Below are 22466 nucleotides of genomic sequence, written 5' to 3' on the forward strand. Positions count from 1 at the left end.
CGTGCCGGGCATTCAGACGGGCATGACCGACCATAGACTGACGCGGCGGCAATTTGCCACCGCGTTGGCGGCCGTCATGGTGCCGGCATTCCCGATGGCGGCTGCCACCACGCCGAGAATTGCGGTTTTGGACTGGGGCTGGGCGGAAAGTCTTCTTGCCTTGCAGGTCGCGCCGCTCGCCGTTGCGGAAGCCCCTCTTTATGGCGACCGCGTCGTCGTGCCGGCGCTGCCCGGCGATACGATCGATCTTGGCCTCAGATCCTGGCCGAACATGGAACTGTTGCGAGATCTCAAGCCGGACCTGATCCTTGCACAGGCCGGTTACGGCGTTTCGGCAGCCCGGTTGAACGAAATCGCCCCGACACTGGCATTGCCACTCTACAGCACCGAGCGAAAACCGTTGCAGGCGGCTGATGACGCCATTCGAGAGATCGCGGCCCGCATTGGCAAGGAGACGGCCGCCGCCGATTATCTACAGCATTCCTATGCCCGCCTCGACGCCGTCGGTCGTGCGGCAAAAGCCTATGACGGACGGCCGGTGCTGATCATCAAGTTCGCAGATGACCGTGTCATCGACATCTATGGGCCCGGCGGCCTGTTCGACGACGTCTTAAACCGCATCGGAATCGCCAATGCCTGGGACGGGCCGACCAACAATTGGGGTTTTGCCACCGCAGGGCTGGAGGCGATCGGCCGTTATCCGGACGCGCGCGTCATCATCATCGAGCCGGGACCGTCGGGAACGCTGCTTGAAAGCGCACTGTGGCAATCGTTACCTGCTGTTCGCGCAGGCCTCGTGACGATGATCCCGCCCACATGGGTTTTTGGCGCCTTTCCATCGGCCATGCGTTTTGCCGAGGTTTTGCGGCACGGGCTTGGCATATCATGACCCGCCGTTGGCTGACCCCGGCGCGCGCCTGCATCCTCATTGTCGCGACTGCCATTAGCTTGCAAATGCTGGCGATGCTTGGTCATGTTCCAATGACGCGGCTCGCACAAGCGCTATGGCAGCCCGACACGCGTGCGTTTGGGGAGGTGTATATCCACTTCTCGCTGCTGCCCCGGATGCTCGTCGCTCTTCTTGCCGGTGCGGCGCTTGCCTTTACTGGCGCGATTTTCCAGCAGGTCCTGAAAAATCCGCTGGCAGAACCATCCACGCTCGGCATCATGTCCGGCGCCCAGTTGGCTATCACCCTGCTCACTCTCTCAATTGCCGGCGTTTCAGGCTTCCAGCGGGAGTTGGCAGGTCTTGCGGGTGGGTTGGCGGCCGTTGCCTTTGTCGCCGGACTTGCGAAAAGGACCGGGTTTGCGCCGATGACCTTGTTGCTTTGCGGCATGGTCATCAGCTTTACGGCCGGTTCGGCTTCCGTCATCCTGTCTCTATTCCACCACGAATATCTCAGAAGCGTTTTTATCTGGGGCAGCGGCTCACTGATCCAGAACGATTATGGCAATGCCTTAGCCCTCTCCGCGCGCATGATCGTCCTCATGCCCCTGCTGCTCATCTTCGTCAGGCCGCTTGCCATTGCCGGGCTGGACGATGCAAGCGCCCGCAGCCTTGGCCTTTCGCCCGCGTCTCTCCGGCTGCTGGTCCTGCTGATCGCCACCGTCCTTTCCGCCGCCGTGGTGGCGCGAGTCGGCGTCATCGCATTTGTCGGGCTCGGTGCGTCCAACATCGCGCGGCTGGCGGGAGCGCGAACATTGCGCCAACGCCTTCTGTGGGCCTCGCTGTTCGGCGCCGCACTTCTGTTGCTGGCCGATGGCCTCGTGCTCGTCAGTGCGCCCGTCGTCGGAGAGGTTCCGACCGGCACAGTCACGGCAATCACCGGCGCCCTTCTCATGCTGGTGTTTCTGAAAACCATGCCTGCTTCGCCGATACGGGAGACATCCGCCGGCGAGGCAAGCCATCCCGGCGGATCGAGCCGAAGATTCGCGCTGCCGCTTTGTGTGTTCGCCGCGGCTGTTGCCGCAGGTTTTTCGCTGACAGAACATTTCCATGTGGGCGGCATCGATCCATCGATCCTGTTCTCCGTCCGCTGGCCGAGAGTGCTGACATCTGCCGCCGCCGGCATGATGCTGGCATTGGCCGGCAGCATCACTCAAGCCATCACGCGCAATCCGATTGCCAGTCCCGAAGGGCTGGGCGTCAGCGGCGGCGCTGGCCTCGGCATTATTCTTGCGTTTTTTCTGGGCGGCATGGCTTCACCGATAACGCCGCTGCTCGGCGGCATTGCCGGATCAGTTCTGTCATTCTGCCTCATCATTCTCGTGGCCAGACGGCGCAATTACGCACCTGCCCCGGTCCTGCTGACCGGCATCGCCATCGGCGCGCTAACAACAGCCGTGATTTCCCTGATCGTCGCCAGCGGCGATCCACGCGCCAGCTACATTCTTGCCTGGACGATGGGGCCGACATTCCGCGCCACCGGTCTCGTCGCCATCATCGCCGCTGCTATCGCAGGCCTTGCTCTGGTCATCGTGCCGCTTTTCCGGCGATGGCTCGAGGTTCTGCCGCTTGGCGACGGCATCGCCAAATCTCTGGGCATCCGCCCCGGGCTCGCGCGCGGAACACTCTTGCTGTTTGCCGCCACCATGACCGGTATCGCCACGATGGTCGTCGGCCCCTTGAGTTTCGTCGGCTTGATGGCACCGCATATCGCACGGGCGATCGGGCCGCGTGGTCATGTGGGCACGCTTCTCACGTCGGCAGCCGTGGGAACCGCTTTGATGATCGGCGCAGACTGGCTTGGCCGGACAGTCGATTTTCCGTATGAGATACCGGCCGGCGTCATTGCGGCATTCATCGGTGGGCCTTATTTCCTTTGGGTGATTTGCCTTCCTCGCAGACGAGAGCCAACCGTCAAGGCGTTGGTCAAACGCGCGTCATAGAACGCTTGTTTCCGGTTTGGTTGTTCAGAAAACAAATGCCTTGAACAGGATCGAGGAGACTGCCCACACCAACAAATCTAATAAGCGATTGGGAATCCACTAATTTTGCCTCATGCAGCAACCCGATTGAAGTGCCGGCCACCGGTCACACTTTGGAAAACTGGATCGAACGCAATCCTGATGCCCGAGGTTTCTAGATCAAGTTTGCCAGAAAAAAGGCCGGCGTTGTCGCGTTCGACAAGGAGCAGGCGCTCGACTCGCCTTGTGCCGCGGATGGATTGACAGCCAGGCGGCAAAGTACGATGTCGATCATTTCTTTATGCGGTTCACTCCGCGTCTGGCTCGAAGTCTTTGGTCTCAGGCCAATCGCCTTCGTATCGAGAAGCTGGCGGCAGCGGGCCGGATGGACGTCAAAGGCCTGACGCACGTGGAGGCCGCCAAGAACGACGGACGATGGGATGCCGCCTATGCTCCACCGAGCCAGATCCGAATTCCCCACGACGTGGCCGCAGCGTTATCCGACAACGGGGCCGCTCGCATGGCATTTGAAGCATTGGGAGGTCGAAGCACTATATGCTGCTGCACCCGATCGTAACGGTGAAGAAACCCGAGACCAGAGCCCGCAAGATCGCGATGCTGGTCGTGGCGCTGGCTGCACCAAAACCTGAAAGCAACTGATGTTTCATATTATTTTCGGAATTCCGTGGCTGGTCGTAGTCCTACGCTTTATCCAGCCGCTGCCATGGCTTTGGTCGGCGAAAACAGCTGCTGCTATTATTCTGTTGCTCGCTTCACAGTATCATCTATTTAGCCGTCTCTCGTCCGGATCGGTCTTCTCGCCGGAGTTTCCACGGCCACTGATCATTGCGTTCAACGTCCTGTTCGGCACGATTGTTCTGTTGGCTGTGTTCCAAATTGCACTCGATCTCGTCTCACTGGTTATGACGCCGTTTAACGGGCAGTTCCCTCTGGCACCCGCCCCCATCAGGTACATTATCGGCGGCGTAGCATTCTGTCTGTCCGCTTACGGAGTCAGCCAGGCGATCAGGGTGCCGCCGCTCAAGGATATAGAAATTTCCATCGCGGGGCTCCCGCCCGAGTTTGACGGATACAGGCTGGTTCAACTTACCGACCTTCATATCAGCCGCCTGTTTCCCGCCCAGTGGACCAGAGAGGTCGTAGCGAAGACCAACGCGCTCAATGCCGACCTCATCGTTATCACCGGAGACTTCATCGACGGCAGTGTCGAAAACCGTCGCGAAGACGTCGCGCCGCTTGCTGGATTGCGGGCTCGCGACGGCGTATTTGCGATCCCAGGAAACCACGAATACTTCTTCGCCTACGATCAATGGATGCGCCATCTCGGCACCATGAACATGACGATGCTTCTAAACACCCACGTGGTGTTGACGCGAGGCGATGCCAGAATGGTGATTGCCGGTGTCACAGACGTTTCCGCCGCCGAGCATGGCTCACCGGCACCCGACCTCGACAAGGCGATCCAGGGGGCACCCAGCGACCCTCCCGTCATCCTTCTCGACCACCAGCCGATGATGGCCGGAAAGGCCGCGGAATCCGGTGTCGCGCTGCAGTTGTCTGGACACACGCATGGAGGCATGGTCTTGGGTCTGGACCGACTGGTGGCACGCGCCAACAACGGTTTCGTCTCCGGCAGATACGAGATCGGCGGCATGACGCTTTACGTCAACAACGGCACCGCGCTCTGGCCAGGTTTCGCCATCAGGCTCGGCGTGCCTGCAGAATTGACCAGGATCACGTTGAAGGCCAAGGCCTCGCGACCTAGGTGACGAAGCCCTGCTCAAGGAAACAAGCCAAACCGTCCCCAGAACACAGGACGTTGGCTCGGGCACCAGGGTTTTACCGATCGAGAATCCATTAAAACTTCTCGGAAACCGGCCCGTAGCTGGGAGCCCTCACAAGTGATGCGCGCCGGTTCATGATATCAGGGTGATAGACCGCCTCCATCCAGTTCTCGGGCCGAATATCGTCGATAGAAACCGAGACTTTCCGGATATCGTAACCGAAGCCAGCAACGGTCTCAGCGACAGCCTGGGCAAGCGCCTGCTTTTCCGGCAGGCCCTTCCCCTCATACATTTTCACGATGACATGCGGCATCAGACGAGATCCAGCACTTGCTGCAATGGACGGCGTGGCTTCTGCGGCCAGTTCTCATCGGTCGCGCGACCGACCGACAGCAGCAGCACCGGGATTTCGTGTTCGCCGAGTTCGAAGTGACGAGAAACCGCCTCCGGATCAAAGCCGATCATCGGGGCGGAACCAAGCCCCAAGGCTTGCGCCGCATAGATCAGCGTCGTTGCGCCAAAGATCGCCGAACGAACGGCTTCGTCGCGCTGGCGCCACGGCTGACCGTCGTAGAGACTGGCGGCCGCCCCTTCCCAACCACCGACCATTGGGGGCGACATGATGCCGGCATCGACCAGCGGGGCCAACCGTTCGGCCAAGGTTCGATGGTCCGCCATCTGGCCAACGACGATAAAGGTGACCGCCGAGTCGGTGATCTTGACTTGGTCCCAGGCGACGGCGCGTAGCTCTGCTTTTCGATCCGGCGTGCGCACAGCAATGAACCGCCAGTTCTGCAAATTGAACGATGTAGGCGCCTTGGTCGCCAACCTGACGAGTTCAACGATCCGTGCATCATCCAGCGCGTATGACGGGTCGAAAAGATTGGTCGTGCGGCGCTCGTCGATTGCCTTCAGGATAAGATTAGTCATCTGGTTCTTTCCTCTGTTCAAATGATATCGACCACGCCACCATCGACGCGCAGCGATGCGCCCGTGGTGGCCGAGGCCTGCTCGGATGCGATGTACAGGATCATGTTCGCCACCTCATCGACACGAGAGGCGCGGCGTATGATAGAAGACCCGCGATGGGCGACAACGAAGTCGGCAGCGATCTTTTCGAGGTCCCCACCGTCCGGCGCCAGCATGCCGGCCACTCCTTCAGACAGCGTAGGTCCGGGCAGCACTGCATTCACAGTCACTCCCGTGCCCGCCAGCCGTTTTGCCAGTCCCCGTGAGACAGCGAGCTGCGCGGTTTTCGTCATGCCGTAATGGATCATGTCGGCCGGAATGTTTAACGCCGATTCCGAAGCGATGAAGATGACCCGGCCCCATCCGCGCGCGGCCATGCCCGTCGCATAGGCGCGCGATACGCGCACGCCGGACAAGACGTTGGTATCGAAAAAGCGCGTCCATTCGGCGTCGGTCGTTTCGAAAAAGTCCTGTGGCCCAAAGATGCCGATATTATTGACCACAATGTCGAAGTCGGGAAACGCTGAGAACAGCCGCTCGCAATCCTCAGCGTTAGACAGGTCGCCCGCAAACCCTTGCGCGCCTTCGAGGCGTGCCAGCGCACGCGACACGCGTTCCTCCGATCGCCCGTTGATCACGACCTGCCCGCCGGCGGCGACAAACCCTTCGGCTGCCGCAAGGCCAATGCCGCCGGTGGACCCTGTGACCAGAATGCGTTTTCCGGTGAAGTCGATATTCATGTTGCCACCTTTCCAAAACGTGTGTGCCCGATATAACTCCCTTTCAAATCTGGATAATCAGGTCATCACACCAAGGTGTTTTCGAGAAAGTCAAACAATGGATCGCATCGATGCGCTGCGCTTTCTTCTGGACGTTGCCGAGATCGGCAGTTTCTCAGCCGTTGCCAGACAGCGATCCGTGGCGACTTCGACCGTATCGCTGGCGATCGACCAGATGGAGGATGAGGTCGGCACGAAGCTGATGACCCGTTCTACCCGCAAGCTGATCTTCACCCATGAAGGGGAGACGTTTCTGAGTGACGCACGGCGGATCGTTGCCGAATGGGACGCGGCAATGGCGGGAATGCGGGAGGACGGGTCTCTCACCGGGCCTATTCGGATCACTGCAACGAACGACTTCGGCAGGTCCAGGCTGCGTCCACTACTGGACGAGTTTCAGGTGCGGCATCCAAACGTGCACATCAGCCTCATGCTATCAGACAATGCCGTCGACCTCTTCGAGAACCGTATCGACCTGGCGATCCGCAGCGGCCCGCTACCTGATTCAACTTTGCGGGCAAGGCTTCTGGTGCGCGGGCCGAGGCGCATCTGCGCCGCTCCGGCCTACTGGGATCGCGTGGGTAGGCCAAAACACCCCGATGAGCTTCTGAAGCACAATTGCCTTATCCTGGACCGGCCGGGGGCGCCATTGGTGGTCTGGCCTTTCAAGCATCGGGACAAGGCGATCAGCATCAAGGTCCGGGGAGATCGCCAGGTCAGTGACGGTGACGTCTTGCGGGACTGGGCCGTGCGCGGCATTGGTGTCATCGCAAAAAACGAGTGGGACATCATTTCTGACGTCAGGTCCGGCATTCTTGAAACCGTGCTCGATGATTTCGTAGCCGGCCAAGTCGATCTTTACGCCGTCCATACCGGGAGTAGCCGACGCCTCACCGCCCTCGTCGACTATCTTCGAGAAGAACTACACATGGTGGAAGAGGCCGCGTTAACCTCTTGAAGGATCAGAACCCGAGGTCCAATAGGATCGTTGTGCGCGGCCAGATTCTCGCCTGACAAGATCCGTTCTAGGCCGGCAAATACCAGATTTTCCTCCTGCTGCACGTTGAGCACATTCGCTGCAGTTCTTCTGACCGTTTTGGGCGTTACCGATGACCGCCATCGCTTGAGAACTGATCGCCTACCCCGCGATGATCAACACTCCGCGTAGATTAAAGAAGCGCGACCCGGCCGTATCAGCATGGCTCAACCGGAAAAACCGCGATGCTGCTGATTGATGCCGGTCGGCCACCCCTCCAGCGAACGTATGTGCCGAGTCTCGCGCAGCATGGGAATGGACGCAACGATCATGACGAGGATAGCGACATACACCATGCCGAGGTGAGCTTTCAAAACATTCACTGATCGCCAGCTCCTTCTGTAATGATGGAAGGAATGGGCGATAAAGCTGACAGGCACCTGAAAGAGGTCCGGCAGGCAGAAGTTTTATGACATTCAGGTGACTGTCAGGATCGGGTGCGATTTCGCCGGCAATCGAAACTGCCGGGAGCTTTCCCTTGTCCATAAATAATCTGTCTCATTCCGCCCGCCGTCCATCGTCGAGGCTTGTCCGTCCAGAGGTCGGCAGCATCACGCTCGCGACATTGACCGCGTTTTATTTGATTGCCTTCACCAACCGCACATTCTTCAATCGGTCTTTCGAATATTTCGACAATCACCTGTCGCTTGCCGCCTTTTCGCTGGGGCTCAGCTGCCTGTTTGCCGCCTTCACCATCGCCATATCGGTCAAATACCTGATGAAGCCGGTGTTGATCCTGATGGTTCTTTCCGCCGCCTCGGCTTCGTGGTTCATGGACGGGTTCGGCACGATCATCGACGTCGACATGATCCGCAATGCGGCTACCACCACGACGTCGGAAGCCGGCCACCTGATCACTCCGGCTTACATCCTGCACATGACAGTGTTCGGCATTCTGCCATCGCTGATGATCGCTTTCGTGCAGATAAAACACCGCAATTTCTTCGCGAAACTGCGCTGGAACCTCACCGCCATCGTGCCACTCCTGCTTTTGGCGCTCGCCTGCGGCGTCAGCGGCGCGCGGTCGATCGCGGCGGTCACCCGGCTGCACAAGGACCTTATCCTGACGCTCAATCCGTTTGTGCCGGTCGGCAGCGCCATTAGTTTTGCGCTTGCATCCGAGGCCGATAAAAACATCGTCGCCGCACCGCTCGGCACCGATGCCAAAGTCGCCGGCCCGACCGCCTCGGGCAAGCCGCGCGTGCTGATCATCGTCACCGGCGAAACCGCGCGCGCCGAAAACTTTTCGCTCAGCGGTTATGCCCGCGACACCAACCCGGAACTCAAGAAACGCGACATCACCTATTTTTCGCAAACATCCAGCTGCGGCACGGCGACGGCCGTTTCCGTGCCCTGCATGTTCTCCAACCTGAAACGCAGCGGTTATTCGCACCGCGCCGGTCTCGCCAACGAAAACCTGCTCGACGTGTTCGGCCATGCCGGCATCACCACCGAATGGTGGGAAAACAATACCGGAGACAAAAACGTTGCCGACCGCACCGTGATGCATTCGTTTTCCAACGCCAACGATCCGCGTTTCTGCAAGGACAACGAATGCCTGGACGACGTGATGGTCGGTCAGCTCGACACATGGCTTTCGAATGTGAAGGGTGACAGCGTGCTGGTCCTGCACCAGCTCGGCAGCCATGGCCCCGCCTATTACCAGCGCTACACACCGGAATTCGCCCGCTTCACGCCCGAATGCAGCACCGGTGAAATCGGCACCTGCGACCGCCAGGCGGTGATCAACACCTATGACAACACCATCCTTTACACCGACCACATCCTCGCCTCGGTCATCGACAAGCTGAAAGCCCGCGAGGACAAGATCGATCCGGCGATGATCTACATGTCGGACCATGGCGAGTCGCTCGGCGAAAACGGCCTCTACCTGCACGGCGCGCCTTACATCATCGCCCCGTCGCAGCAGACGCATGTGCCCTTCGTGCTGTGGCAGGGTGCGGAAATGAAAGCCTCGGTCGATGCGGGCTGCCTGACAAAACGCGCCGTCGAAGAAGCCTCGCATGACAATCTTTTTCACACGGCGCTCGGGCTGATGTCGGTGAACACCTCGGCCTACACGCCAAAACTCGACGTGCTGTCCGCCTGCCGCAAACCTGCAAGCGGAGCAAATTCATGACCCTTCACGATTGCGCCCCCATCGGAAAGGTCAGGAAACCGGTCACCGAACGGAGCGACGGTCCAGTCCCCAGCCGATCCGCGTCTCCGAAACCACCCATCGGCACCCACCCGCCGATTGGTAAGGTGACCGGCAGCCGGCACCTTGCGGCAGCACTCTGCTATTCGCTGGGTGGTGCCGCAAGGTTGCTCGGAGAGACCGCTTTCCGCCATGAATTGCTGGCAGCAGTCGGCATTTTCGCGGCCTTCGCCTTTGTCGGTGCCGGTCTTTCCGATTACGTCTCGATGGCCGTTCTCTTCCTCGCGCTGATCGCCACTGAGGCGCTCAACACGGCCATCGAGGAAATCATCGACCGCATCTCGCCGGAATGGTCGCAAACCGGCAGACACGCCAAGGATCTTGGCTCGTTTGCGGTGTTCTGCCTCCTCGCCGCCAACGGATTGATGGCGGCTTTCGTTATCGGCTCGAAACTTCTATCCCCATGAACCCGGCCATCGCTCCGTCCCCCCTCGAAATTTCGGCCCCATCTCTGCTAGATACCGGTTACAAGGTGATATCGCGATGGGATGGAGCAGCCAGTTTGAGAGTTCTTCTGATCGAGGACGATGCGACACTCGGCGAAGCGGTGCGTGACCATGTGGCGGCAGGCGACCATGCCGTCGACTGGATGAAGACCATCGACACCGGCGGCGCGGCGCTCGCCACCACATCCTATGGCCTCGTGCTGCTTGACCTTCGCCTGCCCGATGGCAGCGGCATCGATCTCCTGAAGAAGTTTCGCGGCCAAGGCGGCACAACACCGGTCATCATCCTCACCGCTCATGACCAGATTTCCGACCGGATCGAGGGTTTGAACAGCGGCGCCGACGATTATCTTGTCAAACCCTTCAATCTCGGCGAACTGACCGCTCGCATGCTGGCCGTCAGCCGCCGTTACAGCGGCCGCCCGGTCACGCTGGTGAAAATCGGCGAGCTGGAAATCGACGCCGCCGACCGGCGCGTGACGGCATCCGGCGAAACCATCACCCTGTCGGGCCGCGAATGGGCGGTGCTCGATGCGCTCGCGGCACGCCCCAATGCCGTCGTCTCCAAGGCCCAGATCGAGGAAGCACTTTACGCTTTCGGCTCCGAAATCGAGAGTAACACCGTCGAAGTCTATGTCAGCCGGTTGCGCAAAAAACTCGGGCGCGATCATATCGCCACGCTGCGCGGCATCGGTTACCGGCTGGGACGCGAGCAATGAACCCATTTGCGCGCCTCCCCGGCCCTTCGATGACGCGCCGGCTGATCTTTTCGATCACCGCCATGATGGCGCTGCTCTGGCTGCTGGCCGTCGGGCTCGGCCTCGTGGTGATGGAGGAGGAATATGCCGAAATGTTCGACGGCACATTGCAGGACACCGCCGAACGGCTGGTGCCGCTGGTGGTCGACGATCTCGAACACAGAGGCATGTTGGGAGGCCCATTGGGTGCCCTTGGCGACAACCGCCCGAGCGCTGCCCCGCAGCAGCTGCAGACCGGCAATTCCAGCGGCGACCGCGAATACCTGATCTATCAGGTGCGCGACGCCGCCGGCCGTGTGCTGATCCGCTCGCATGACGCGCCGGAACCGGCATTTGAAACGCCGCTGAAACCCGGTTTCTGGAAAAATGCCACCTACCAGTTCTACACCGCCACCGATGACAAGGCGCAGGTGTTCATTCAGGTCGCGGATGCTTTCGAAAACCGTGAGGAAGCCTTGCGCGAAGGCGCAATCGCTCTTTTCCTGCCGCTCGCTTTGCTGATCCCGGTCAGCGGCATGGCGATCTGGCTGGTCGTGCGCCGCGCGGTGCAGCCGGTCGGCGAATTGCGCCGCCAGATCGAGACCAAGGACGGCGGCAATATGGAGCCGATCGATGCTGCAATCCTGCCGCGCGAATTGCAGCCGATCGCCACCTCGGTCAACCTGCTGATGACCCGGTTGCGCACGGCGCTGGATGCCGAGCGCGAATTCACCTCCAACAGCGCCCACGAACTGCGCACACCGATCGCCGGCGCGCTGGCGCAGACACAGATGCTGATTTCCGAACTCAAGGAGCCGGCCAATCGCCACCGCGCCGGCCAGATCGAATCGTCGCTGTCCAGCCTCAGCCATCTGGCCGAAAAACTGCTGCAATTGTCCCGCGCCGAAGCCGGCATCGGTATCGCCGAAAAACCCGTCGATCTGACGCTGGTGCTGGACATGGTGCTGACCGATTTCCGGCGCGGCATGAACGATCCGCAGCGCCTCATCCTGCATCGCGCCAAGGGGGCAAAGCTCAGCGGCCCGTTCAGCGAAGACGCATTCGCCATTGTGCTGCGCAATCTCATCGAGAACGCGCTGGTGCATGGAAAGCCGGGCACGCCGGTCGACGTGTTTCTCGATGATGGCGGGCCGGTGCGCATCGTCAACGATGCAGCCGTGATGACCGCCGCCGAACTCGCCGCGATCCGCAAACGGTTTTCGCGCGGCAAGACCGAGGCGGCAGGTTCCGGCCTCGGCCTATCCATCGTTGAACGCCTGCTGGGACAGATGGGCGGTAAGTTGATTCTGTTTTCACGGGCATCGGGAAGAACGGGCGGGTTCGAAGCGCGGGTGGAATTGCCGGGAATCAAACAGACCTAGCATCCTTGCTGATTGCTGCAGCTGTCAGGACGATGTTACACCCTATTGGACGGTTCAACGGCGACTTCCAGGCCTTCATGGGATCCGAACCGCCGTCTACGTCATTAAAATCGTCATAAAAATGGTGAAGCGAGGCTCTCAATCTGCGCGCCCCGCATGACTGCGGACCAAACATGCCTTGCTGAGAGCCTCTCTGATCGCTATTGGTTTTCGGCGTTTCCAATCAAAGAGGATAAGATGGCAACTGGTACCGTAAAGTTTTTCGCTCAGGACAAGGGCTTCGGCTTCATCACCCCGGATGACGGTGGAGCCGATGTGTTCGTCCACATCTCGGCTGTAGGCTTCGGCGGGTCCCTGACCGATGGCCAGAAGGTCAGCTACGACGTCGGCCAAGACCGGAAGACGGGAAAGTCGAAGGCTGAGAACGTTAGCGTTCTCTGAAAAAAATTCCGGTCTCGTCGAAAAGGCGAGATCGGAACCAATGTGATTGCTTTTTACCTTGATGAGAAATGCATTTGTGACCCGCGGTATCAGCTAGGATGACTGGCGATGTCAACCCAATGAAATTACAGCATAAATTGCGTTATGAAATAGTAGGGTCGAGCACTACCAATATTGCTGAGCGGTTTGGTAGGATATAAGTCTCCTGTTGGATTGAAGCCAAAGAGCAGTCGATTATCCTCCGAGATACCTGAACGCGGACGCAAAACAAACAGCTTCTCATCGATTTCGCGAGGCGGCTGGGCATGAACACTGCCATCAACGCATTATTGATCCAGTGTTGAAGGCTCAGCGGTTCGAGATAGACGCGCAAAGCATGAAAGTAACTTTCACGCCATCGGCGAATTCGCAGTCAAGACTGCCAGAACAGCGACGATCAGCAGGATGATACCACTTGAAGCCCCTAGGCTGAGAAAATGGCGGATAGCGGATTGATTCTCTAAAACATGGTTCGCGCTTCCTTGGTGGAAGGTTGATCAAAGTCTCCGGGGATTGCGGGGAGAACCCTCAGCACGCGCTGTGCGAACATTTATGCCGGCAGGATGCCGATATCCGGTTCCGAAAATCTCAATGAGATTTATGACCGATCGCCATCAGTTCAACGCGAAGACATAATAATCCTCGCGGACGCACATCCAAAATCGTGGAAACCTATCTGACAGATAGAGAATATCGAAAATGCGAAACACAACAAGGGAAATACCACCTGTGGATTTCGCGATTGTTCTCACTATATTTTTTTGAACTCAGCCAAAATACTCGGAGCCATCGCATTTACTGCTCTGAAACATTGCGAACACAAGGAAAGTAGCCAGCATCCCGGGCACGATCATCTATCATTTTTCATCATATTATTTTGCTTTCGATACACTTTCCATGCGCAAGGGTTGACTGACACGCCATGAGCGGCATGCTTTTGGGTGAACCTCAAACGCCGAAAGGATGTTATGCCTCTCCGGAATGCTGCTGCCAGCCTGCTTTTCTTGCTGATCCTGATCTTCTCTCCCACCCTGTCGAGCGCGCAGGAAGCATCACCGCCCGCTGCGAAATCTGCCAGCAGCATCGACGACCTTATTCGAATCTTGGAGAATGACGAGGCCCGCAACGCGCTTCTGACGCGATTGAAAAGCGAGGTTTCTACCGATCAGGCCAAGGCGCCACCGACGGAAGATCAAACGATTGCTAGGCAGATCGCCGAGCATACCCGCGCCGCAGCCGAGCAGATCATGGAAGGCGGTGCGGCGATCTGGAGCGGCGTGGCGGCCGTGGCGACGGTTTTTTCCGGCTCCGGTGAGGTGGATTACGGCCTCCTTCAGACACTCGCGCTCAATGTCGTTCTTGTCGGCGCCAGCCTGTTTGCATCCTTTTTCGTGTTGCGCATGCTGAGTTATGTCCTGCAACGCAGTCTGGACCGGCGCGCTGCTGGTCGCCCATGGCCGCTGCGGATCATCCTGACCGCCATTTCGACAATCGCCGACATCGTAACGGTCGCATTGGCCTGGAGTGCAGGATATCTGATCGCCCTGCAGGTGATCGGCGCCGGAGGCGGCCGCATGGACATCAACCAGACACTTCTGCTCAACGCCTTCCTGATGGTAGAAATGCTGAAGGTCGCCATACGTTTTGTGCTGCAGCCGCGCTTTCCGGCCCTTCGGCTTCTGTCGATCTCAGACACGACTGCAGCCTATTGGTATTTCTGGCTGGCGCGCGCCATCTCGCTTGTCGGCTACACGTTCATGTTTGCTGCTCCTGTCATCGCAACGAACGTTTCAGACACCGCCGCCCAGGCCATCCGCGTGCTGGTCATGCTGACAGCGCTCGTCATTGCGATCATCGTTATCCTGCAGAACCGCGATCGGGTGCGGCGTGTCCTGTCGTCCCGCGCATCCCATGGGCGTGGAGATTTCATCAGCCGCAGCGGTGCGTTTCTGGCGGGCATCTGGCACGTGCTGGCGATTGCCTATCTCGTCGCCGCCTTTGTCGTCTGGCTGGTCAACCCGACGACGGCCCTGCCCTTCATGATTTCGGCAACGCTCAAATCCGTGGCCGCGGTCATCGTCGGCGGACTGGTGATCGCATTCATCGGCCGCTTCGCCAATGCCGGACTGCGGCTTCCCGATGACTTGAGGCTTCGGCTGCCGGCGCTCGAAGGACGGTTGAAGGCTTTTGTGCCACGCGTGATGCAGGTCATTCGCACCGTCGTCACGGTAGGCGTCGTGATTGCCGTCGCCCAGGCGTGGGGACTGATCGATTTTCTCGGCTGGTTGTCGTCGGAAGCCGGCCAGCGCATCAGCGGATCGGCCATTGCGGCGCTGATCATCCTATTGCTGGGTTTTGTCGCCTATCTCGCCGTATCCTCCTGGGTCGAATACCGGCTCAATCCCGAATTCGGCTCGATCCCGACAAGCCGGGAAAAGACCCTGCTGTCGCTGTTCCGAAATGCATTCACCATAGCGCTTGTGGTTCTGGTTTCCATGCTGGCGCTGGCGCAGATCGGCGTCAATATCGCACCGCTGCTGGCCGGTGCCGGCGTGCTTGGCCTCGCCATCGGGTTTGGCGCGCAAAAGCTGGTGCAGGACATCATCACCGGCGTCTTCATCCAGCTGGAAAACGTCATGAACGAAGGCGATGTCGTGGCCCTTGGCAGCGTCAGTGGCGTCGTCGAGAAACTGACCATCCGTTCCGTATCGATCCGTTCACTCGATGGCACGCTGCACCTCATTCCCTTCTCGTCTGTCGATACCGTCTCCAACCTCGTCAAGGATTTCGGCTATCACGTGGCCGAAATCCGCGTCGCCTATCGCGAAAAGATCGCAGAGGTGAAGGAGGCCATGCAGGAAGCCTTCGACCTGCTCATGCAGACCGAATGGGGCGACCAGATCATCGACAAGCTCGACATGCATGGCGTCACATCGCTGGGAGAAAGCGCCGTTGTCGTGCGGGCCCGCATCAAGACGGTGGCCGGCGGCCATTGGGGCACCGGACGCGCCTATAACGAACTCGTCAAGCAGGTTTTCGACCGCCGCGGCATCGAAATCCCCTACCCGCATGTCACGCTTTACAAGGGCGACGAGAAAGCCGGCAGGTCACCTCCGCTTCAGCTTGAAGGCGGGTCGCAACCAACCTGATCATGGCTCACGGCCGTGCCCCATTTCCACACCGTGATAAGCGCTTCCGGACAGCGCGGACGGCAATATCAGCGAAGTTGCGGCAGTTCCGTTGCCAGGAGGTGGACTTTGCATGACTGCCACCTAATTTGCACGATATCCCAATGAGATGACGCCCACAGGTGAGGCCGCATCATTTCAACGCACGAAACATGAAAGACGATTCTCGATCATGAAAAGCTTCATCATCAATCCTCCGGTCTTTTATGGCTCCATCATCGTCATCGGCCTTTTTCTGGCTGTTGGCGTGGTTCTACCCGGTCAGGCGGGATCGCTGTTTGGCGCGGTCCAGACTTACATTCTGGGCGCGTTCGGCTGGTTCTACCTTCTTTCCGTCGGTATTTTCCTGATTTCGGTTCTTCTGCTCTGCTTCGGAAGGTTCGGCCAATTGAAGCTGGGGCCTGACGATTCCGTCCCTGATTTCCGTTTCGTCTCCTGGATCGCCATGCTCTTTGCCGCCGGCATGGGCATCGGACTGATGTTTTATGCCGTCGGCGAACCGATGACGCATTTCATGGCGCCGCCCACCGCAGAGCCGCGTTCGGTCGAAGCCATGCGTGAATCGATGACGGTGACATTCTTTCACTGGGGCATTCATGCCTGGGCCATCTATGCCGTGGTCGGCTTGTCGCTTGCCTATTTCGGATATCGCTACAATCTGCCGCTGACGATCCGGTCGGGACTTTATCCGCTCCTGAAGAGCCGCATCGATGGACCGATCGGCCACGCAGTGGACATTTTTGCGATCGTCGGCACCATGTTCGGCATAGCGACCTCGCTCGGCGTCGGCGTTGCGCAGATCAATGCCGGCCTCAACCACCTTCTGGGCGTACCGATCGGCATTGAAGTCCAACTGCCGCTGATCGCCGTCGTCACCGCAATGGCCACCGTGTCCGTGGTCACCGGCCTCGACAAGGGTGTGCGCATCCTGTCCGAAACCAACCTGATCGTCGCCATCCTGCTGATGGTGTTCGTTCTCGTCGTCGGCCCGACAAGCCAGCTGTTTCGGGATTTCGTGCAGAACCTCGGCCTGTATTTCGACACGCTCGTTCTGCGCACCTTCAACATCTACGCTTATGAACCGACCCCCTGGATCGACTCCTGGACCCTGTTCTACTGGGCCTGGTGGATTTCATGGTCGCCGTTCGTGGGCATGTTCATCGCCCGCATTTCGCGCGGCAGAACGGTTCGCGAATTCGTCACCGCCGTACTGTTCATTCCGGCCGGCTTTACCTTCTTCTGGATGACGGTGTTCGGCAATACGGCGATGTTCATCGATACGGGTGTTGCCGCCGGTGCACTGGGAACCGCGATTGCCGACGACGTTTCCGTCGGGCTGTTCAGGTTTTTCGAATATCTTCCCCTGCCCGCGATCACATCGACGCTCGCCGTTATACTGGTGTCGATCTTCTTCATCACCTCGGCGGATTCGGGCGCACTCGTTGTGGATTCAATCGCCGCCGGCGGCGAGACGCAGACCACGACCGGCCAGCGTGTCTTCTGGTGCGCCATGGAGGGTGTGGTGGCGGGTTGCCTGCTTCTCGCAGGCGGCCTGACGGCACTTCAATCGGCGACGGTCGCCAGTGCCCTGCCGTTTGCGGTGGTGATGCTTGCGCTTGTCCTGTCTCTTTATCTCGGCATGCGCGAGGATCTGGCCCAGAGGGAAGCGCATGGGCAAAACCAGCTGCCCGCCGCGCAACCGGCCTCCGGCCAGACATGGCAACGCCGTCTCGCCCTGATGCTGACGGATGCGACGGAAAAGGATGTCAGGCGCTTCATCGACACACAGGTGCGACCGGCACTCGACCAGATGGCTGCGGAACTCAGTGCCAAGGGACGTCAGTCGGAGGTCGTAGAAGAAGCGGACGGCGCTATCGCCCTGCGGTCGCCCGCCGAAGGTGTCCGTGACTTCGTTTATGGTGTGACGCTGACCAATCACCGGGTCGCAAGCTTTACACCCGTGCGCGCCGGAGAAGCCGAGTTCCGTTATGAGGCGCGAACCTATTTCTCAAGCGGTAACCGTGGTTATGACGTGATGGGAATGACGCGAGACCAGCTGATCAGCGATGTTCTGGCGCAGTTCGAACGTTACCTGCATCTCGTCCATTCGCCCGAATTGCAGCTCGTGCACGGCGCACCGGAACATCAGTCAGGCGTTTGATGCGCAAATGATGGCCGGCAAGACGCCGGCCATCATTCGATACTGTTGTTGGAATATCCGAAAACGGCGCGCCTCACGCGCCGTTTTTTTTCGTGGCACGGCAAATCATGGCCATTAGCAAACCGCCAAACATGGACGAATGACGTCCATTGCGCTTATCTGGCGCCATGATCGACTTGCGCAACATAGAGACGTTTTTCTGGGCTGCCACGCTCGGCAGTCTGCGAGCTGCTTCGGAAAAGCTCGGCACCACTCAACCCGCCGTTTCACAACGCATTGCGGCATTGGAGCTTGCGCTGGGGGTAAAGCTGTTTGATCGGGCCGCCCGCGGCGTCAGATTGACAGCAAAAGGTCAGGAACTGCTCGCACATGCCGAGCAGTTGATCCAGGCCCGCAACGATCTCATTCAGGCAGCCCGCGATCACACAGCCATGACGGGCCGTCTTAATCTCGGCGTCGCAGAAACGATCGTACAGACCTGGCTGCCGACGCTGATTGCCGAGATCCACGGCGCCTACCCAAACCTGACGCTGGAGATCGAAGTCGATACCAGCGAAATGCTGCAATCCCATCTGATGAGCCGCAAGATCGATCTGGCTTTTCTGATGGGGCCAGTGCTGGAACCTCGGGTCGAGAACCGTCCCCTATGCACCTATCCGCTGGCCTGGATTGCCAAACCGGGCCTTTATCCCGCCAATGAAAACATCTCGCTGGACACGATATCGGCCCTGCCGGTGATCACCTACGGCTCCAACAGTACGCCCTACAGACAGGTGAGGGACATGTTGCAGCGCTATCGCATCTCCTCGCCGCGCATGTATGGCAGCGCCTCATTGTCGATGATCGCTCGAATGGCTCTGGATGGGATCGGCACTGCCGTCATCACACCGATCTTTCTCGGCGCCGAACTGGATCGCGGCGAACTGGAGATTCTGAAGGTTGATGCAGGCCCGCTCAAGGATCTGCATTTCACGGCCAGCTGGATCGAAGGGCCGGGCAGCCATGCCGCCCGGGTGGTGACACACATGGCCCAGCAGATTGCCCAAAATAGCGCCGGCAATGTGCTGGCCAGCCGAGCAGACGAAGCTGACACTTAAGAAAAATTTATATCTCGCTTCCAAATATACGATTGGACAGGCTGTTTTTCGTGTCGTCTAATCCCATCCAATAAAAGCGATATAAATCGCATGCATGGGAACAGACTGACTGACGCATTCAGCTGGCGTATATCGGGCCGATAGCCCGATAGCGATCTAGCCTTGAGCCTATGTTTGCCTTTTCTCATGTCATGCCCAATCGAGCAGAAGAAAAAAGGGAACGACATGAAGCTACTTTCTTTCGCCACCGCATTCCTTGTTGCCGGCGCAGCCGGTGCACAGGAACTGCCGAAAACCCAGCTGCAGATCGTTGGCGGCCTGAGCAATCTCACCGCCTACCAGCAGTTCGAGCAGCCCTTCTGGACGAACACCATTCCGGAAAAGTCCGGCGGCCAGATCACCGCCACCGTCAAGGGCTTTAACGAAATGGGCCTCAAGGGCCCGGAACTGATGCGCCTCATGTCTCAGGGTGTCGTGCCGTTCGGCACCGCGACCCTGTCCTATTTCGCCAGCGACAACCCGATCAACGAAGCGATCGACCTTCCCGGCCTCGCTCCGGATGTCGTCACGGCCCGCAAGGTGACGGACGTTTTCAAGCCGGTCTATGAAAAGTTTTACGGCGAAGGCTCCAAGGTCAAGCTTCTCGGCATCTCGACCTATCCGGCGCAGGTGGTTTTCTGCAATGCCGACATCAAAGGCCTTGCCGACCTGAAGGGCAAGAAAGTTCGCACCTCCGGCCGCACGCAGGCGGAATTCGTCGAGGCCTTTGGCGGCACCAGCGTCACCATGGCCTTCGGCGAAGTGGTCCCTGCCCTGCAGAACAAGGTCGTCGATTGCGCCATTACCGGTTCGCTGTCGGGTTATTCGGCCAAGTGGTACGAGGTTTCCACGCATCTTCTGGCCCTGCCGATCAACTGGAACCAGCAGATCCACGCCGTCAACCAGTCGGTCTGGGACAAGCTTGACCCGAAGGTCCAGGCTTTCCTTCAGGAAAACATCAACACTATGGTCGATGATATCTGGAAGGCTGCCGGTACGCAGACGCAGGAAGGTTACGACTGCAACACCGGCGCGGCCGCCTGCACGCAAGCCGTCAAGGGCAAGATGACGCTTGTCGTTCCGACAGAAGAAGACAAGGCGCTTCTCAACACGACGCTGAAGGACAAGATCCTGCCGACCTGGGCTGCCCGTTGCTCGGCCGATTGCGTGAAGAGCTTCAACGACACGATCGGCGCATCGTTCGGACTTACCGTTTCCAAGTAAGCCACCCCAGTGCACGGTGGCTTGAAAAAGCGGCCGTGCTCCTCCTCCAGCAGCCGGATCGAAGACCATGACAGGATCAATCCCTCTATTCACAGCCCTGTTCGGCTTTGCCGAAAGGGCCGCCCGATGGGCTGTGCTCGCCAGCGGCGCACTGACCATCGCCAGCGTGCTTCTGATCACCGTCGACGTTCTGCTGCGCAAATTTGTCGGCTGGACGGTCGGCGGCTCGGATGAATTGTCGAGTTACGCCTTCGCGATCAGCACCACATGGTCGCTCGCCTATGCAACGCTGCAGCGCGCCAATGTCCGCGTCGACGTGATCTATCAATATCTGCCGGTGAGAGTTTCGGCCGTGCTGGACTGGCTGTCGCTGGTCTGCCTCGGCGTGTTCATCGGCTTCGTCACCTATTACGGCTACGGCGTCGTTGCGGAATCGATTAGCAACAATTCGCAGGCCAATACCCCGCTCGGTACGCCGCTGGCCATCCCGCAGGGCCTCTGGTTCGCAGGCCTCGTCTTCATGTGCCTGATCCTCGCCCTGATGCTGATCCGCGCCTCGGTGGCGCTCGTCACCGGCGACATCGAAACCGTCAAGGCTGTCGCCGGCGTGCGCTCCACGCAGGAAGAGGCTGAAGAAGAAGCGGCGGCCGGCGAACGGCTGATCGAAGGAGAACGCAAATGATCGCCACCACCCTCGTTCTTCTTCTCGTCCTGATCGGTCTTTCCGTTCCGGTCGCAGCAGCACTCGGTGTGCTCGGCCTTGTTCTCGACCCGACATTCTCTATGCTGCCACTCACCCGCGCCATCGGCGAGCTTGCCTGGAGCACCAACAACGAATTCCTGCTGGTCGCCATCCCGCTTTTCATTCTGCTGGGAGAAATCCTGCTGCGCGCCGGTTTTGCGGAACGGATGTACAGCGCCATGAGCCTGTGGCTTTCCTGGCTTCCGGGCGGCCTGATGCACGCCAATATCGGCGCATCCGCCCTGTTTGCAGCAACCTCCGGCTCCAGCGTCGCAACGGCTGCGACCGTCGGCACCGTTGCGATCCCGCAAATCAAGAAGCATGGCTATAACGAACCGCTGTTCCTCGGCAGCCTTGCTGCCGGCGGAACGCTCGGCATTCTCATTCCCCCGTCCATCAACATGGTTCTCTACGGGGTCCTGACCAACACGTCCGTTCCAAAACTTTATCTCGCCGGCATCATCCCCGGCCTGCTGCTGACGGCCCTGTTCATGCTGACCATCATCCTTGGATGCGTGATCGTGCCGGCCTGGGGTGGCATGCGGGTGAACGCAACATGGGGCAAGCGTTTCGCCAGTCTCATTCATCTCGCACCGCCGCTCGGCATCTTCCTTCTCGTCGTCGGCTCCATCTATGCCGGTCTCGCGACCCCCACGGAAGCGGCGGCGCTCGGTGTCAGCGGCGCGATGGTTCTTGCCGCCTGTTTTGGCCGGCTCAGCTTCGCCATGCTGGCGGAATCCATTGAAGGCACGATGAAGTCGTCGGCGATGATCCTGCTGATCATCATTGCCTCGGGTTTCCTCAACTTCGTCATGTCGGCCACAGGCATTACCGATGTCATCACCAGCTCGATTTCCGGGCTTGGTTTCTCGCCGATGGTGATGGTTCTGGTCGTGGTCATCTTCTACCTGATCCTCGGCTGCTTCATGGAATCGCTGTCGATGATGATCACCACGATCCCGATCGTCGCGCCGATCATGATGGCGCTCGGCTTCGATCCGATCTGGACGGGCATTCTCATCATCGTGCTGGTCGAAGCGGCACTGATTACGCCTCCGGTGGGCCTGAACCTCTTCGTCGTGCACAGCCTGCGCAAGAGCGGCTCGATGACACCGGTGATCATCGGCGCCCTGCCCTTCGTCGGTGCCATGGCGGTGCTGATCGTGCTTCTATCGATCTTCCCTTCGATCGCGCTCTACCTGCCGAGCCTGGCCAACTGATCGCTCACCCGAAATCACTCAATCCGGAATAGATCT

Annotated in this window: 20 protein-coding genes; 16 read left to right on the forward strand and 4 right to left on the reverse strand. The window is 59.2% G+C overall.

Annotated features, from left to right (window positions below; translation table 11 throughout):
* Window positions 1-22: 22 nt before the first annotated feature.
* The 4 genes from GAO09_RS12420 to GAO09_RS12435 all read left to right on the forward strand — a co-directional run bounded on the left by GAO09_RS12420 (window position 23) and on the right by GAO09_RS12435 (window position 4697).
* Window positions 23-889: an ABC transporter substrate-binding protein gene (locus GAO09_RS12420; RefSeq protein WP_209018696.1), complete on the forward strand. Its 867-nt coding sequence runs from the start codon at window positions 23-25 to the stop codon at window positions 887-889.
* Window positions 886-2889 carry a Fe(3+)-hydroxamate ABC transporter permease FhuB gene (gene fhuB, locus GAO09_RS12425; RefSeq protein WP_153354316.1) on the forward strand — a complete coding sequence of 668 codons (2004 nt, stop codon included), beginning with the start codon at window positions 886-888 and terminating at the stop codon, window positions 2887-2889. The genes GAO09_RS12420 and fhuB overlap by 4 nt, the downstream gene beginning before the upstream one ends.
* Window positions 2890-3441: 552 nt before the next feature.
* Window positions 3442-3567: a YdeI/OmpD-associated family protein gene (locus GAO09_RS12430; RefSeq protein WP_324185546.1), complete on the forward strand. Its 126-nt coding sequence runs from the start codon at window positions 3442-3444 to the stop codon at window positions 3565-3567.
* On the forward strand, window positions 3567-4697 hold the full coding sequence (locus GAO09_RS12435) for a metallophosphoesterase (RefSeq protein ID WP_153354318.1): 1131 nt from the start codon (window positions 3567-3569) through the stop codon (window positions 4695-4697). Before GAO09_RS12430 ends, GAO09_RS12435 begins: the two co-directional genes overlap by 1 nt.
* A gap of 88 nt (window positions 4698-4785) precedes the next feature.
* Here the strand turns inward: GAO09_RS12435 and GAO09_RS12440 are convergent, their stop codons facing one another.
* The 3 genes from GAO09_RS12440 to GAO09_RS12450 are packed head-to-tail and all read right to left on the reverse strand — an operon-like array spanning window position 4786 to window position 6421.
* The gene (locus GAO09_RS12440; RefSeq protein ID WP_153354319.1) at window positions 4786-5025 is read right to left on the reverse strand and encodes a tautomerase family protein; all 240 of its coding nucleotides are present in this window, start codon (window positions 5023-5025) and stop codon (window positions 4786-4788) included.
* On the reverse strand, window positions 5025-5642 hold the full coding sequence (locus GAO09_RS12445) for a nitroreductase family protein (RefSeq protein WP_153354320.1): 618 nt from the start codon (window positions 5640-5642) through the stop codon (window positions 5025-5027). Before GAO09_RS12445 ends, GAO09_RS12440 begins: the two co-directional genes overlap by 1 nt.
* A 17-nt stretch (window positions 5643-5659) precedes the next feature.
* On the reverse strand, window positions 5660-6421 hold the full coding sequence (locus GAO09_RS12450) for an SDR family NAD(P)-dependent oxidoreductase (RefSeq protein ID WP_153354321.1): 762 nt from the start codon (window positions 6419-6421) through the stop codon (window positions 5660-5662).
* A gap of 97 nt (window positions 6422-6518) precedes the next feature.
* On the opposite strand from GAO09_RS12450, the gene GAO09_RS12455 reads away from it, so the two are divergent.
* Window positions 6519-7418, forward strand: a complete 900-nt coding sequence (locus GAO09_RS12455; RefSeq protein WP_153354323.1) for a LysR family transcriptional regulator — start codon at window positions 6519-6521, stop codon at window positions 7416-7418.
* 245 nt (window positions 7419-7663) lie between these two features.
* Here the strand turns inward: GAO09_RS12455 and GAO09_RS12460 are convergent, their stop codons facing one another.
* Window positions 7664-7819 (reverse strand): hypothetical protein, encoded by a 156-nt coding sequence (locus tag GAO09_RS12460; protein WP_153354325.1) that lies wholly within the window; start codon window positions 7817-7819, stop codon window positions 7664-7666.
* A gap of 155 nt (window positions 7820-7974) precedes the next feature.
* Between GAO09_RS12460 and GAO09_RS12465 the strand changes: the two genes are divergently transcribed.
* The 11 genes from GAO09_RS12465 to GAO09_RS12515 all read left to right on the forward strand — a co-directional run bounded on the left by GAO09_RS12465 (window position 7975) and on the right by GAO09_RS12515 (window position 22430).
* Window positions 7975-9636, forward strand: coding sequence for a phosphoethanolamine transferase (locus GAO09_RS12465; protein WP_235938080.1), 1662 nt, complete (start codon window positions 7975-7977; stop codon window positions 9634-9636).
* The gene (locus GAO09_RS12470; RefSeq protein WP_153354327.1) at window positions 9633-10121 is read left to right on the forward strand and encodes a diacylglycerol kinase; all 489 of its coding nucleotides are present in this window, start codon (window positions 9633-9635) and stop codon (window positions 10119-10121) included. The genes GAO09_RS12465 and GAO09_RS12470 overlap by 4 nt, the downstream gene beginning before the upstream one ends.
* 95 nt (window positions 10122-10216) lie before the next feature.
* Window positions 10217-10879: a response regulator transcription factor gene (locus GAO09_RS12475; RefSeq protein ID WP_153354328.1), complete on the forward strand. Its 663-nt coding sequence runs from the start codon at window positions 10217-10219 to the stop codon at window positions 10877-10879.
* A complete protein-coding gene (locus GAO09_RS12480) occupies window positions 10876-12279 on the forward strand; it encodes a sensor histidine kinase (protein WP_235938083.1) in 1404 nt (467 codons plus the stop codon). Before GAO09_RS12475 ends, GAO09_RS12480 begins: the two co-directional genes overlap by 4 nt.
* 237 nt (window positions 12280-12516) lie before the next feature.
* Window positions 12517-12720, forward strand: coding sequence for a cold-shock protein (locus GAO09_RS12485; protein WP_153354329.1), 204 nt, complete (start codon window positions 12517-12519; stop codon window positions 12718-12720).
* A gap of 1007 nt (window positions 12721-13727) precedes the next feature.
* Window positions 13728-15908: a mechanosensitive ion channel domain-containing protein gene (locus tag GAO09_RS12490; protein ID WP_153354330.1), complete on the forward strand. Its 2181-nt coding sequence runs from the start codon at window positions 13728-13730 to the stop codon at window positions 15906-15908.
* A 211-nt stretch (window positions 15909-16119) separates the two neighbouring features.
* Entirely contained in the window at window positions 16120-18108 is a 1989-nt protein-coding gene (locus tag GAO09_RS12495; protein WP_153354331.1) for a BCCT family transporter, read from the forward strand.
* Between the two features lie 167 nt (window positions 18109-18275).
* Complete coding sequence (locus GAO09_RS12500; RefSeq protein ID WP_153354332.1) at window positions 18276-19205, forward strand: LysR family transcriptional regulator; 930 nt, start codon at window positions 18276-18278, stop codon at window positions 19203-19205.
* 225 nt (window positions 19206-19430) lie between these two features.
* Window positions 19431-20468: a TRAP transporter substrate-binding protein gene (locus GAO09_RS12505; RefSeq protein WP_153354333.1), complete on the forward strand. Its 1038-nt coding sequence runs from the start codon at window positions 19431-19433 to the stop codon at window positions 20466-20468.
* A 67-nt stretch (window positions 20469-20535) separates the two neighbouring features.
* A complete protein-coding gene (locus tag GAO09_RS12510; RefSeq protein WP_153354334.1) occupies window positions 20536-21150 on the forward strand; it encodes a TRAP transporter small permease subunit in 615 nt (204 codons plus the stop codon).
* Entirely contained in the window at window positions 21147-22430 is a 1284-nt protein-coding gene (locus GAO09_RS12515) for a TRAP transporter large permease (RefSeq protein ID WP_153354335.1), read from the forward strand. The genes GAO09_RS12510 and GAO09_RS12515 overlap by 4 nt, the downstream gene beginning before the upstream one ends.
* Window positions 22431-22466 lie beyond the last annotated feature (36 nt).

Origin of the sequence: Endobacterium cereale (genome assembly GCF_009617585.1) — a bacterium.
Lineage (GTDB): Bacteria > Pseudomonadota > Alphaproteobacteria > Rhizobiales > Rhizobiaceae > Neorhizobium > Neorhizobium cereale.